The following is a 14086-nucleotide window of genomic DNA, read 5'->3' as shown; positions in this document are numbered from 1 at the left end:
AAAATCAGAAATTTGAGCCTTTTGCAGCAAGCGTCGGATTGGGCTAAATCTGCTGAAAAACTCGTGTTGATTTGAAGGCCTTTGACTGATTGAATTCCCCTACAAAAACGGCGAATTTGGCAGCGTCACAACGACCCTTTTAAGGCCGTACTAAAGGTGAACGTTTTCAGGATGTTAGTTGCCTTTTGTTGCGGCCCATGCACGATCCCGTCGCCCGGCGCGCAAGTTTTCGGGATTGATCGAAAAGTCAATGACGCCGCAATCGCAAGACATAAAATCCATATCACCATCGGAAGCGAACTGTGCAAGATGAATACCATAGCCACCTGTTGCATTCTTCCTACCATCATAAGCACCCAACAAGAAATGCCACAAGAAACGGTTAGGCTCTTTAGAGGCGAGTGTCGCAGCGCTGAAATCCGCAATCTCTTTCATCATCCTATCCCACCGCTGCTTTATGTAGGGAAGTTGTAAGCGTAATCACCTGGTATGTCGTCACGCTGCGACCATGTGGCTATCTGAGGCCTCTCTATCACCCATCGGCAATAAACGCGGAACGGAGTGTTATCTTCTAAACGGGGGCAAAGCCCAAATCACCGGCATGTGGTTGCTCGCGGGCAAGTTTTCTGGCGCATCGTGGTGGGGTAAACCCGCTGCCCCAAATTATTTCACTGTCAATATCAGCAAAGAACCGAAGCATGCCCTTTGTATGTAGTTGGATATTGTCTGAAATTCCCTATGCAGGCTGCGCCTACACCATCTCAGACCAGTGTCGAAAGGCAGCTCAGGGCCGGTTTGCTGTTCACAAAACTGCCACTTCTCGAAAGCGGACTTTAGCTGCAATCCAGCAATCCGGGAGTTTAGGGTCAATCCGGTCATTCGCTGCACTCTGCACCAATGTCAGTCTTCAGATGCTTTCATACATCTATTGAGACGCGGCTGAACCGCGTCATATTTATCATTTAGCTCAGGGGGGCAAGCCAGACGCCCTTCGAATGCCTTGCCCGCCGATCCAAGAAGGCAAGTCCTGCTGCGCGTAGTCCTGGTCTGAAGTAAACGCGCCGCTTGAGCCGCCAAAAATAGATGCTCTGGGCTATTTTTACAAAAGCTTCACTTTGCACCTGTCAATAATTCATATATTCATGAACTATGGAAATATTGATTCCCAACCGCCTCTCGATCCTAGGCCACCCGCAACGGCTGGCTGTGTTCCGGCTGCTGATGCGCCGCTACCCCGACCGCGTTCCGGCGACCGAGCTGGCGCAGGCGCTGGGGCTGAAACCCAATACGCTGTCCACCTATGTAAACGCGCTGATGCACGCCGGTTTGTTGACGCAAGAGCGCGTCGGGACATCCCTGCGCTACGCCATTCACATGGAGGCGGCCCGCGAGACCATTGACTATCTCATCATCGACTGCTGCCGGGGCCGCCCAGAAATCTGTTCGCCCGACCTTTACCCAACCCCTCTTGGAGAGACTGCCATGAGCGCCCGCAAGTTTAACGTCCTGTTCATCTGCACCGGAAATTCTGCCCGGTCGATCTTTGCTGAATCCATCCTACGCGACATGGCGGGGGATCGGTTTGTGGCCTATTCGGCAGGCACCAAACCCCGCTCGGAGTTGAACCCTTTCTCGCTCCAAGTGCTGGAACAGAAGGGCCACGACGTATCGGTGCTTCGGTCGAAAAACATCTCCGAGTTTCAGGGGAGCGGTGCACCGAAGTTCGACTTCGTATTCACCGTCTGCAATCAGGCGGCAAACGAGGAATGCCCGTCATGGCAGGGTCAGCCCGTCACTGCCCATTGGGGGTTGCCCGATCCGGTAAAGGTCGAAGGTTCTGACGCGGAAAAGAACCTTGCTTTCCATCAGGCCTACGGTGCGTTGCGCAATCGAATGACCGGTTTCACCAATCTGCCCATGGCATCGCTGGACCGTATGTCCCTGCAAAAAGCTGTCGATGATCTGGGCCAATCACAAAAAGAAGGACCCGCCACATGACTGTCTATGCCCTGAATGGCCTTGGCCGTATTGGCAAACTTGCCCTGAAGCCATTGCTCGCACGCGGTGCGCAGATCGCCTGGATCAACGATGCTGTCGGCGATCCTGAGATGCACGCGCATTTGCTGGAGTTCGACACGGTGCATGGACGCTGGAACGCGGACTTCGCCCATGATGCGGAGAGTGTGAGCGTTGATGGCACCCGCATCCCTTTTATTGGTACGCGCGACATTGCAGACCTGCCGCTGGAAGGTGTGGATGTGGTGATCGACTGCACGGGCGTCTTCAAGACGGAAACCAAGCTCGCACCATATTTTGAGGCAGGCGTGAAGAAGGTTGTCGTCTCGGCCCCCGTGAAAGATGGCGATGCGGCGAACATCGTCTATGGTGTGAACCACGATATCTACGACCCGTCGGCGCACCGCATCGTGACTGCCGCGAGTTGTACAACCAACTGCCTCGCCCCGGTGGTAAAGGTGATCCATGAAAATCTGGGCATCAAGCACGGCTCGATCACCACGATTCACGATGTGACGAACACCCAGACCATCGTGGACCGGCCCGCCAAGGACCTGCGCCGTGCCCGCTCGGCGCTGAACTCACTGATTCCAACAACGACGGGTAGTGCGACGGCGATCACGCTGATTTACCCGGAACTGACGGGCCGTCTGAACGGCCACGCGGTCCGCGTTCCGCTCCTGAACGCATCGCTGACCGATTGCGTCTTTGAGGTTGAGCGCGAGACGACGGCCGCAGAGGTCAATGCCTTGTTTAACGCTGCCTCCGAAGGGCCGTTGAGCGGCATTCTGGGCTACGAGGAACGCCCGTTGGTCTCGACCGATTACACCAATGACGAACGTTCCAGCATCGTCGATGCACCGTCCACGATGGTCATAAATGGCACGCAGGTGAAAATCTACGCTTGGTATGACAACGAAATGGGCTATGCCCATCGCCTTGTCGATGTGGCGTTAATGGTCGGAGACAGCCTGTGACCAATACTGCGACGCGCCCCGAGGGGCTGTCAGCCTATATCGCCGTCACGGCGGCCTATTGGGCATTCATGCTTACCGACGGGGCGCTTAGGATGCTGGTGCTGCTGCATTTCCACACGCTCGGGTTTAGCCCTGTGCAACTGGCTTATCTCTTCGTGCTCTATGAGATCGCCGGCATGATCACAAATCTCACCGCTGGCTGGATCGCAGCCCGCTTTGGACTGACCTCAACCCTCTATGCGGGACTGGGCATTCAGGTGCTGGCTCTTCTGGCGCTGACGCAACTGGACCCGACCTGGGCGATCGGGGCCTCGGTGGCCTTCGTAATGGTGGTACAAGGGGCAAGCGGCGTGGCCAAGGATCTGGCCAAGATGTCCTCTAAATCCGCAGTCAAGATTCTGGCACCCAAAGAAGGGGACGGATTGTTCCGGTGGGTGGCGCTCCTGACAGGCTCGAAGAACGCGGTAAAAGGTCTTGGGTTTCTTCTCGGGGCCGCGCTCCTTGCAACGCTTGGGTTCCAGGCGGCCGTGCTGGGCATGGCGGCTGTTCTCTTCGTCATCCTCGTGGCGGTGCTGATCCTGATGCCCGCGGGTTTGCCGAAAGGGCGCAAGAGCGCAAAATTCTCGGAGGTCTTTTCAAAATCGGCGAATGTGAACTGGCTGTCGCTGGCGCGGGTGTTTCTGTTCGGCGCGCGGGATGTGTGGTTCGTCGTGGGCATTCCGATCTATTTCTACGCCGTCTTGTCCGACGGCACGACAGAGGGCAATCGCGCGGCGTTCTTCCTGATCGGCACATTCATGGCGCTTTGGGTCATTCTCTACGGGGCCGTGCAAGCCGCCGCACCGCGATTGCTGCGGGCCAGCAGTCGGACTGAGACTGACTTGATCGGTGCCGCACGTGGCTGGGCATGGGGTCTGACAGTTGTTCCCGCCTTGCTGACCGTTGCCGCATTGGCCGCCTCAGGACCGCAGACATGGCTCACCATGTTACTTGTGGTCGGTCTGCTCGCATTCGGGGTACTGTTTGCGGTGAATTCAGTGCTGCATTCCTATCTGATTCTGGCCTTCACAAAGGCTGACCGTGTCACAATGGATGTGGGGTTTTACTACATGGCCAACGCAGGCGGGCGATTGGCGGGCACGGTCCTATCGGGAGTGACCTATCAAGTTGGCGGACTGAGCCTTATGCTGGGGACGGCGACTGGCATGGTTGCCGCTGCCGCACTTGTATCGGGTCGCCTGACCAGTGAACAAAAAGAGAGTGTTGTTGCATGAGTACATTTGAACGTTATCTGTCGCTTTGGATCGCACTGGCCATGGTCGCGGGGATCGCCCTTGGCAGCGCTGCGCCCGGCCTTGTGAATGCCATTGCGGCTGCTGAAGTGGCCAGCGTGAACCTCGTCGTAGCTATCCTGATCTGGGCAATGGTCTATCCGATGATGGTGGGCGTCGATCCATCGAGCCTACGCGACGTGGTCAAGCAACCAAAAGGGCTGGCGATCACGCTGATCGTCAATTGGCTGATCAAGCCCTTTACGATGGCGGCCCTCGGTGTTCTGTTTTTTGAGGTTGTCTTTGCCAAGCTGATCGCACCCGAAGACGCGCAACAATACCTCGCTGGGCTCATTCTGCTGGGCGCGGCACCTTGCACGGCGATGGTGTTTGTCTGGTCGCAGCTCACCCGCGGTGACGAGAGCTATACGCTTTTGCAGGTATCGGTGAACGATGTAGTGATGGTCTTTGCCTTTGCGCCGATTGTCGCCTTCCTGCTGGGTGTCACGGATATTGTGGTGCCGTGGGAAACGCTGGTTCTGTCTGTGGTTCTCTTTGTTGTGCTGCCCTTTCTTGCCGGGTTCCTGACCCGCAAAAAGCTGGGCAGCGAGGCGCGGATCGACGCCTTTCAGGCGCGGGTCAAGCCCTGGTCGGTGATCGGCCTGATCGCGACCGTGGTGATCCTGTTCGGTTTGCAGGGGCAGGTGATCCTCGACCGACCGCAGGTCATTGCCCTGATCGCGGTGCCGATCCTGCTGCAATCCTACGGAATTTTTGCGCTGGCCTACGGCGCTGCCTATGCGCTGAAGGTGCCGCACCGGATCGCGGCCCCTTGCGCCTTGATCGGCACGTCGAACTTCTTCGAACTGGCCGTCGCCGTCGCCATCAGCTTGTTTGGGCTGAATTCCGGAGCGGCTCTCGCGACCGTCGTCGGGGTCCTTGTCGAAGTGCCTGTGATGCTCTCGCTTGTGGCCTTCGCAAATCGCACACGGGAACGGTTCGCACCAGTGTCCGAAACAATGGCTGAGATGCCTTCGGCAAATCGGCCAGGCACCTAAGCTAGGCGGCGATGGAAACAGAACCGACTGATGCGCCACGGAGGTATATGTTTATTACTACCCATAGAGACTGCTACGGAAGGATGCTTCCAGACGCGCTGACTAGGGACCCAACTGGCGATCACTCCGGAAAGAACTTCGCCTATCGCATTGATAACATCGGCCTCTCGCGCAGCCAGCGTAGCGTTGAGGTTGATATGGCGGCGTCGGATGGTTGCCTTCGATGCCCTGAATTCGAGACCTCCTACAAGCTCTCGTTGGGAAAATTCGCGCTTCAAAGCACAATTCGCGAAAGCTGATCATTCGCTCAAAGGCGAATTCCGCGCATGCTCTCCTTGTATGGCAATCTCAATCCGGTCAGCTTCGGCATCGAAGATTTCGTGCCAGAACGAATTGATGCAACCCTCGCCGGGAGCAAGTTTTATAGGCAGGCGCGCTGAAACGCCTTGTTCAAAACCAGTTTTGAAAGCGAAACAATGACAGAAAGCATCTCAACTCATCAAAGCTATGTATCGAAAAAGGAAAGGGTCTGTCGCAAAGGGCAGAACTATGTGCCGTTTCACAATGTGTGTGGGGCGACACATAGTTTTACCTTTCTTATGAGGACGACCGTCTGATTTTAAAGAGAATTCTAGAACTGCGACGCACTAGCTTTGCCTTTTGCGACTCGAAGGTTTTCCTTTGGTCCCGAGGCGATAGACCTAGAAGATTACGTCTCAGGCAGTCAATCAGTCACTATCGGCCCTAGATACGGTCGGCCAGCACAGCGCAGCCCATGGGCCGTATTTTCCGGGGTGTAGATCAGGAAAGGCCTCAACGCGGCGCACGCCCGCCCAACCTGCAACATGATCAAGTTGTTGTTCTGCGCGGCCCTCGATCCAGGCCGCAGATGTATAGAATTTTTTGACGGTGGCACCGCTGGAAACAGCAGGCGTGCCACCATCCACGACAGAATTGCCCATAGACTAGTACCCGATAATCGAAATTTAGATATGCCGACCATCTGGTCAGCGTATTAGATCATGTCAGGCCAGTTGCTGGCTTAAGCTGTGATCTGCCCCTGAAGGGCGTTGCGATGAATAGTCATGTGGTGCCCTTTCTTGGCTTGAGGTACGATTTGGGTCTTAGAGACCGTCGAGTTCGGCTCACCTAAGGGCAACTGTTGATTCCAGCAAACCTAAATTTCCCAAGTCTGTTAGATCTTGCGTTTTGGCAACGGCTTTAGAGTTGTTGCAGCCTGGGATCGATTGGCGCGTAGCAATTACTCTCTACAGGTGGCCCATTCCAACCCAAAGCGATCAAGGTATTTACGCAGTCGGTCAGCATCATTACGGCTGGTTTTGGTCGCACGAGAGGCTGCAAAAAGCCGCCGTCCAGCGGCGCTTAGGCTAGCGCTTTGCTGGCATGCGCGGATTACCGCGGCGAGTTGCACCCGATCGAATTCGTCGATGTCATTCGCCTTTGATCCGAGAAGTGATCTGAGCAGCTGCATGTCAGGATCCCGGCTGGCGTTGTGCCAAATCGCGGTGATTGTCTCTATTTCGGTGTGTACCATCGAAAGGGTAATCCGCCCTTGCGGTGCTAACGTGCACATACGTTGCACGGATGCGCTAAGATCGCGAAAGTTGCCCGCCCACAAGGTGGATGGGTCAGTCGCAAATTTCTGATACGCAGTCAGGGCGTCGGCGTTAAATGTAATCCGGTTGCCCAGCAGTTTTTCGACGCGGTCCATTTCAAAGGCAATGTTGGGCGGGATGTCTTCGGGGCGATCCCGGAGTGCGGGTAGGGTGAACGTCCAGAGGTTAAGGCGTGCAAATAGGTCTGCTCGGAAGCGCCCTGCCGCGACCATTTCAGCCAAATCCCGGCTTGCACCAGCGATCAGGTGAAAGCGGCTGGTCACTTCGTAGTCAGAACCGAGCGGGAAGTATTTGCCAGTTTCGATCGCGTGCAGGATCATTGCTTGTTCGTCTAGGCCTAGCTCGTCGATTTCATCTAGGAACAATACGCCGCCGTCTGCTTCGCGCAGTAAGCCTGATCTGTCTGCCCCTGCGCCGGGGATTGCATGACGCCGATGGCCGAACAGCGTAGACATCGCGCGTTCACCTTTGAGAGTCGAGCAGTTGACATGCACCAGTCGTCCCTTGATCCGGCGGCGTTGTAGCTTGAGTTCGTAGAGCCGTGCAGCCAGATCCGATTTGCCAGTGCCCGTTGGCCCCATCAGCAGCAAAGGCGCGTCGGAGTTTGAAGTCACCACCTCCATCCTGTCGATCATGGTGTTAAAGGCAGCGTTTCGAGTGTCGATCCCGCCCTTCAGCAAAGTATTGTATTCTTTGGTGACTAAGTCGAACCGTTGCTGCAGGGCGTTGTATTTCGATAAGTCGAGGTCAACGACCTGAAGTGTGCCAGGTCCTTCAAGTTCGCCACGCGGTGGTCCGGTTTGCACCAGCTTGGCTGGAATATGGCGTGCTTCGGTAAGCAGGAACCAGCAAATCTGTGCGACATGTGTCCCGGTGGTCAGGTGGACATGGTAGTCTTCACGTTCATAATCAAAGCCGTAGTCGCGGGCAAAGTCATACATTGCGCCGTATACTTCTTCGAAATCCCATGGGTCGCGTACTTCAAGTTCTTGCAGCAATACTTCTGTTTGCGGATTGTTGCCTTCGACTTCAGCTTTGATCTTTTGAGCAAGGCCAGACCAGCGCCGCCCGTGGAGAAGCTCTAACCGAGCAATCGGAAAGTCCGAATGCTGGGCGATCTGAACAGAGGGCCGCCATCGCCGCCGCTTGCCTGCGTCAAGATTAGTACCGAGAAAGCCAATAACAACGTTTTTCTTCATGCGTATATCCAAATTTATAAAATACTATACATATGGATTGTGGATGGGCGAGATATTTTTGCCTAGAATATAAAAAATATTTATTATCAATTACTTATGTTGGTTTCGATTTTATTTCGTAATGGTCGAGATATCAGCCAAAACGTCCCCACTAAACAAGTGAAGGACGAATGAAATGGCAAACAAATCCGTGTTTGCATCAATCAAGGGTCGGTTGCTTCCTGCTGCGGATGCAACCAATGCAGCGAACGCACCGGCCTACCGATATTCAGATGCACATGCCCTGGCCCAAGTCGCGATGACTGGGACCTTTGGTGCAACATATTACCAAGACCCGTTGCAGGAACTAACCCGCACGCTGGAATTGGCGAACAAGGTTGATCCGTCATTTCTGGCGCAAACAGCCGTCTATATCCGTAAACACGGGCATATGAAGGACATGCCAGCTGTGCTGTTGGCGGTCTTGGCTGGGCGTGACCCGATCTTGTTTCAACGTGTCTTTGGGCGTGTTGTGGACAACGGTAAAATGCTGCGGACGTTTGTGCAGATCATGCGGTCTGGGCAAACGGGGCGTAAATCGCTTGGATCTGCGCCAAAGCGGATGGTTGCCAACTGGCTGAATGATGCGTCCGACCGGGCGATCTTGCAGGCTAATGTTGGAAATGACCCGTCGTTCGGGGATGTGATCAAGATGGTGCACCCAAAGCCTGCGTCAAAGGCACGTGAAGCGCTGTTTGCGTGGATCATTGGGAAACCGTGTGACGTGGCCTTGCTGCCGCAAAATGTGCAGGATTTCCTGCGGTTCAAAGATACGGGCAAAGGGGTTGTTCCCGATGTGCCGTTCCAGATGCTGACCCAGCTAGATTTGTCTACGAAACAGTGGGCAAAGATCGCCGAGAATGCATCATGGCAGATGACCCGTATGAACCTGAACACGTTTTTGCGTCATGGGGTGCTTGCGATGCCGAAGATGCGTCAGCATGTGGCGGCAGTCCTGCGTGATCCCGACCGGATCGCAAAGGCGCGGGTGTTCCCGTACCAGCTGATGACGGCCTACAAAGCGCTGTCAGCGGACATGCCGATCGAAATCCGTGATGCATTGCATGACGCGATGGAACTATCGGTGCGCAACGTACCACGCTTGCGTGGTCAGGTTGTCGTTTGCCCGGATGTATCTGGGTCGATGTCTGGCGCTGTGACTGGTTACCGTAAAGGCGCCACCACAGCGACGCGTTTTGTGGATGTAGCAGGCCTCGTGTCGGCTGCAATCTTGCGGCAAAACCCATCGGCGACCGTGTTGCCGTTCGAAGTGCGGGTCCGTGAAGTGCGGATGGAACCACGCGATACGATCCTAACAAACGCAAACCGTTTGGCGGATGAGTGGGGCGGCGGGACCAACTGTGCGGCACCGCTTGATTGGTTGCTGGTCAAGGGGCGTGCCCCTGATCTGGTGATCATGGTGTCGGACAACCAGTCTTGGGCGCATGCGGCGTATGGAAACAACGGAACGGTGATGATGCGCGCTTGGGAAAAGCTGAAACGCAAAAACCCAAAGGCCAAATTGGTCTGCATCGACATCGCCCCATACGGGACGACACAGGCGAACGAACGCGACGATGTGCTGAACATCGGTGGGTTCTCAGACTCGGTCTTTGACCAAATTGCAGCTTTTGCGAGCGGCGAGATGGGCACAGACCACTGGGTCGGCCAGATCAAGGCTGTTGAGGTCTAAAATAGTGGGGCAGGCGGATAAGCCTGACCCAACCAGATAATTCCGGCGTGAGTGCGCCACTGATGACAATGAACTGAAAGGAACAAAACCCGGCGAATGCTGGTGGAACTACAGGTTAGAGCGTCGGCTGACATGCCGGAGGGGCGGGTTCAAATCTCGCCATCATGCAAATGATGTAGCTCATTATCGTTTCACCCCGCCTTGTTGCCGGGACCGATAGATAAATACCTTGGCAAATGCTGATGGAACTACATGAGGGACGTGAAGGCGGTTTGCTTGCAAATGACGCGCATGTGACTGTTTCATCCCATCCTTGTTGCCAAGGCCTAGAAATTATCTTGGCGAATGCCAAAGGAACTACATCGCACCAAATGCGGGATCATCCGAGCGGGTTCAATTCCCCTCCTTGCGTGCGCCCATACGGCAAACCGTTCCGTTTGGAACGGGGGCGGGACCCCGAGACTGTTTCTTTACTCTTGTCGCCAAGACAAAACACTTTGCGTTGAATGCTGACACACGCGGAGGCACAATCAGAGGAACTTGAGGGTTCGACTCCCTCACTCTTGCGGGTGCTCTTTGGCATGGGCTGGACCTCGTACTGCGTGTGTCTGCATTCAACGCATATCCGGCAAATGCTGGTGGAACTACAATTGGTCGCGGGTTCGAACCTCGCCTTGGGGGTCCATTCCCAAGTAGCTCAGTTGGTAGAGCAGTTTTAACGTTTCACCGCCCCCTTGTTGTCGGATCCGAATACCCTGGCGAATGCTGGGTGGAACTACATTCATAATGTCGAGGTCGTGGGTTCGAATCCCACTCCTGCTACCATGGCGGGATAGCTCAGATGGAGAGAGCGCGTAACGTTTCACCCTTTCCTTGTCGCCGGGAACAGCAACGCAGAGCTTGGCGTAGGCTGGTTAGAGTGCCCCACGCGGACCGTGGTGGTCAGGGGGGCGATCCCTATCAGTCGAGCTTGTATTGGAAGGTAGCTCAATTGGTAGAGCACCGGTTTTTGGTACCGTAGGTTGCAGGTTCGAATCCTGCCCTTCCAGCCAAATAGAGAGAAGACATCCGGGGGAATGCCCGTGGGAATACATCGTCTAAAAACGGTCGCGGCAACGCATCTATCTCACGTAATCTTGTCCTCCGGGCCCATGTTCGGAAATGCCTGCAGGATTACAGGTAGACGCGCCCGCAAGGGTGGCCTTCGGGCCGTGCTGGTCCAAGTCCAGCCCAGAGAGATCTGGTGGCGGAAATTCATCCTGCAAACACCTTGTTCCAGACGTGGATTGATTTGAGAATTGGAACGATGACGAATAAAGAAAAGAAACACCTGCAAAAAGTAAGCCGCCTTTTGGCGCAGGTTTTGCGACATACGCCTGAAATGCTGGGTCTTAGACTTGACGCAAATGGATGGATCGACACAGAGCTGTTGCTGACCGCGCTTGACGCTAACGGGCTGCCAGTCAGTAAAGAGCAGCTCGAACTTATTGTCGTAACCAGCGACAAAAGCCGGTTTACGCTGACTGCTGACGGCGCGCGCATTCGTGCGGCTCAGGGGCATTCACTCGGCGTTGACTTGGGTGTTCCATCGCGTGAACCGCCTGAAATCCTGTACCACGGGACTGCGACGCAGAGTGTGGTCAGCATAATGCGTAACGGGCTTGTCCCAAATGGTCGCCAGCATGTTCATCTGTCGCGGGATAAAGACACCGCAAGGACGGTCGGATCACGACATGGAGATCCGATTGTGCTGCTGGTCGACAGTGCCGGAATGTATGCAAATGGGAACGCGTTTTACCAAGCAGACAATGGGGTCTGGCTTACGGATCACGTTCCCCCAACATTTATTCGACCACCAGAATAGACTTATCGGCCCCACGGCCAAAAATATGAATTGAGAAGAAAATGACGAACGTTGAAATCACAGGTGAGCACCTTAAAGAGTGGGGGCATATCCCCGGACCAGAATTTGGTCGGGTGCTTGAAATCGCGCAGGCAGCTGCTGCGGCGGGATACGACATTGGGCAAATCCAAACCAAGCTAGACGGTATGAAGCCACCGCCTGCTCCGCCAACGATACCGCTACAAAAGGCGGGGGACGTGCCGTTCCATTTCAACATCGAAGCGTCTGATGACGCGGACGAAGTAAAGAACCTTGAGATGGTGCGCGAAACGATGATGGCTGTGATACGCACGCCAACGGTTACGGCGGCGGCGGTAATGCCAGATGCCTGTCCGGCTGGCCCCTTGGGAACGATCCCAGTGGGTGGTGTTGTTGCGGCTAAAAACGCAATCCATCCTGGCATGCATTCGGCCGATATTTGTTGCTCTGTCATGATGACGGATTTGGGTGAAATTGATCCAAAGGCCGTCTTGGATGCGGCAGAAAAGGTCACACATTTCGGCCCTGGTGGGCGTCAGAATGGCAAGCGCTTTACCCTGTCGCAAAAGCTGACGGATGAATTCCGGGCGAACCGGTTCTTGAATAACCCCAAGATCCTCCGCATGGCCGTTGAACACCTTGGAACGCAAGGTGACGGGAACCACTTTTTGTTTGTTGGGCGTTCGCGCAACACTGGTCGAACGGCGATTGTTACCCACCACGGGTCTCGTGGTCCGGGGGCGATATTGTACAAGCTGGGCTTGGAAGTGGCCGAGAAATACCGCCGTAAACTGTCGCCTAAGACGATGAAGCAAAACGCGTGGATTCCGGCAGATACGGAAGACGGCCAGGAATACTGGGCAGCGTTGCAGTTGATCCGCAAATGGACCAAGGCGAACCATAATGCCCTTCATCAGGCGACAGTCGAAGGCTCTGGCGCACAACCGGGCGAGCGGTTCTGGAACGAACATAACTTCGTCTTCAAGCGGGGTGATCTGTTTTACCACGGCAAGGGGGCGACTCCTGCGTGGGATGGTTATGCAACTGACGCCACTGGGCTGACGTTGATACCGTTGAACATGTCTGAACCCGTGCTTGTTGTCCGTGGCAAGGATGCTGACCATGCCTTGGGGTTTTCTCCACATGGGGCAGGGCGCAATTTTTCGCGCTCTGAACACAAGCGTCGGATGGGTGAAGTCACACCAGAACAAGCGCTTGCGGCAGAAACGAAGGGTCTCGATATTCGCTTCCCAGCGGGCGGTATCGACGCATCGGAACTGCCGTCATCCTACAAGAACGCGTCCAACGTTGTGCGGCAGATCAATAAATTCGATCTGGCCGAAATCGTCGACTACATCGATCCCTACGGGTGCATGATGGCAGGTGACGTACCGCCGTTCTGGATGAACAAGAAAAAGAAAGGGCGCCGCTAATGCGGCGCCTTGATAGTCCGAAGGTTGGCAATCGATTGAGGTCTGAGCATGAATGGGCTGATCCACGTTTTCATCAAAATGAAGCATAGCACGACAATAAGTTGCTATAATATTTGCGGAAAATGAAATCAGAGCGCCCCAAAGATCTGGGGCGCTCCATTGTTTTTACGACTTAGCTGTTTCTTTCTTGGGCGTGTCGCTGCGGGCCACATCACTTCCGTCGAATAACATTGCCTCGCCTCCAAGGTTCTCAGAAACCTGGGTGATTAGCTTTGCTAGGTTTTTCCTGTCGTCATCACACATTGCTGTTCTCCCACCAAGTCAGGCACACGTCCAGAGTGACGGTCACCAAAGACCGATGCGAATACATCAATCGCGCCTTGACGGCTTTCGGCACTACCCAGATCTTCGGTTTTCAGCAAAAGTTGTCGGCAACCTGCCTCTGCGTCGATTATTGCGAGAAGCGACAGCGCGAAGCCCGTCGAAAGGCTTCCGTCCCTAAGTGTTTCTTCTAGCGCATCCTTTGCCTGCTGACGAAATACTGCCCCGCCTTCCTCCTCAATGATACGGATTGCATACTCTAGAGCGTTCCTCGCACCGGCCTGCTCAGCCGAAAGGAAGTCTACAATTCGAGGGGCGATGCGAGTAGCTACCGCATCCTTCATGTTTGCCGTTCCGTGGTACAATACATCATGAAAAATCTCGGCCTGCCCGATATCGGCAAGTTGCTGCAATTGCGCCAGTGCCTCCAAGGATACTACTTCCGCGACCGCATTAGGGTGCGCCTGATCAAGCATGGATATAGCCGACTTTCATGCAAACTGCCGCAGCAGGGAAAGTGGTTCCAAAGCAGCCTTTGCGGTGGTGCGGCACCCAATCTA

General features: G+C 54.9%; 11 protein-coding genes and 1 tRNA gene. 8 read left to right on the top strand and 4 right to left on the bottom strand.

Going from position 1 to position 14086, the window contains the following annotated elements; genetic code table 11:
* Positions 1 to 174: 174 nt before the first annotated feature.
* Positions 175 to 435 carry a DUF1963 domain-containing protein gene (locus ACHUEV_RS06685; RefSeq protein WP_394178289.1) on the bottom strand — a complete coding sequence of 87 codons (261 nt, stop codon included), beginning with the start codon at positions 433 to 435 and terminating at the stop codon, positions 175 to 177.
* Positions 436 to 1149: 714 nt separating this feature from the next.
* On the opposite strand from ACHUEV_RS06685, the gene ACHUEV_RS06680 reads away from it, so the two are divergent.
* From ACHUEV_RS06680 to arsB, 4 genes are read left to right on the top strand one after another with little or no spacing between them, the layout of a single operon-like run.
* Positions 1150 to 1998, top strand: a complete 849-nt coding sequence (locus ACHUEV_RS06680) for an arsenate reductase/protein-tyrosine-phosphatase family protein (RefSeq protein WP_394178288.1) — start codon at positions 1150 to 1152, stop codon at positions 1996 to 1998.
* Positions 1995 to 2993, top strand: coding sequence for an ArsJ-associated glyceraldehyde-3-phosphate dehydrogenase (locus tag ACHUEV_RS06675; RefSeq protein ID WP_394178287.1), 999 nt, complete (start codon positions 1995 to 1997; stop codon positions 2991 to 2993). The genes ACHUEV_RS06680 and ACHUEV_RS06675 overlap by 4 nt, the downstream gene beginning before the upstream one ends.
* Entirely contained in the window at positions 2990 to 4267 is a 1278-nt protein-coding gene (arsJ, locus tag ACHUEV_RS06670) for an organoarsenical effux MFS transporter ArsJ (RefSeq protein ID WP_394178286.1), read from the top strand. The genes ACHUEV_RS06675 and arsJ overlap by 4 nt, the downstream gene beginning before the upstream one ends.
* Complete coding sequence (arsB, locus tag ACHUEV_RS06665) at positions 4264 to 5322, top strand: ACR3 family arsenite efflux transporter (protein WP_394178285.1); 1059 nt, start codon at positions 4264 to 4266, stop codon at positions 5320 to 5322. The genes arsJ and arsB overlap by 4 nt, the downstream gene beginning before the upstream one ends.
* 728 nt (positions 5323 to 6050) lie before the next feature.
* Here arsB and ACHUEV_RS06660 read toward each other — a convergent pair.
* Entirely contained in the window at positions 6051 to 6284 is a 234-nt protein-coding gene (locus tag ACHUEV_RS06660; RefSeq protein ID WP_394178284.1) for a hypothetical protein, read from the bottom strand.
* Between the two features lie 299 nt (positions 6285 to 6583).
* Positions 6584 to 8158 carry an RNA repair transcriptional activator RtcR gene (rtcR, locus tag ACHUEV_RS06655; RefSeq protein WP_394178283.1) on the bottom strand — a complete coding sequence of 525 codons (1575 nt, stop codon included), beginning with the start codon at positions 8156 to 8158 and terminating at the stop codon, positions 6584 to 6586.
* Positions 8159 to 8333: 175 nt separating this feature from the next.
* Here rtcR and ACHUEV_RS06650 point away from each other — a divergent pair, with 175 nt between their 5' ends.
* From ACHUEV_RS06650 to ACHUEV_RS06635, 4 genes are all read left to right on the top strand, one after another.
* Positions 8334 to 9890 carry a vWA domain-containing protein gene (locus tag ACHUEV_RS06650; protein WP_394178282.1) on the top strand — a complete coding sequence of 519 codons (1557 nt, stop codon included), beginning with the start codon at positions 8334 to 8336 and terminating at the stop codon, positions 9888 to 9890.
* Positions 9891 to 10866: 976 nt separating this feature from the next.
* Positions 10867 to 10942, top strand: a tRNA-Gln gene (locus ACHUEV_RS06645).
* Positions 10943 to 11196: 254 nt separating this feature from the next.
* Complete coding sequence (locus ACHUEV_RS06640) at positions 11197 to 11754, top strand: RNA 2'-phosphotransferase (RefSeq protein WP_394178281.1); 558 nt, start codon at positions 11197 to 11199, stop codon at positions 11752 to 11754.
* 41 nt (positions 11755 to 11795) lie between these two features.
* Positions 11796 to 13205 carry an RtcB family protein gene (locus tag ACHUEV_RS06635; protein ID WP_394178280.1) on the top strand — a complete coding sequence of 470 codons (1410 nt, stop codon included), beginning with the start codon at positions 11796 to 11798 and terminating at the stop codon, positions 13203 to 13205.
* Positions 13206 to 13480: 275 nt separating this feature from the next.
* Here ACHUEV_RS06635 and ACHUEV_RS06630 read toward each other — a convergent pair whose 3' ends face one another.
* On the bottom strand, positions 13481 to 14002 hold the full coding sequence (locus tag ACHUEV_RS06630; RefSeq protein WP_394178279.1) for a hypothetical protein: 522 nt from the start codon (positions 14000 to 14002) through the stop codon (positions 13481 to 13483).
* Positions 14003 to 14086 lie beyond the last annotated feature (84 nt).

This window comes from Yoonia maritima (genome assembly GCF_043641945.1).
Taxonomy (GTDB): domain Bacteria; phylum Pseudomonadota; class Alphaproteobacteria; order Rhodobacterales; family Rhodobacteraceae; genus Yoonia; species Yoonia maritima_B.
Note: the sequence above shows the minus strand (reverse complement) of the source record. Positions and strands in the feature narration are given on the sequence as shown.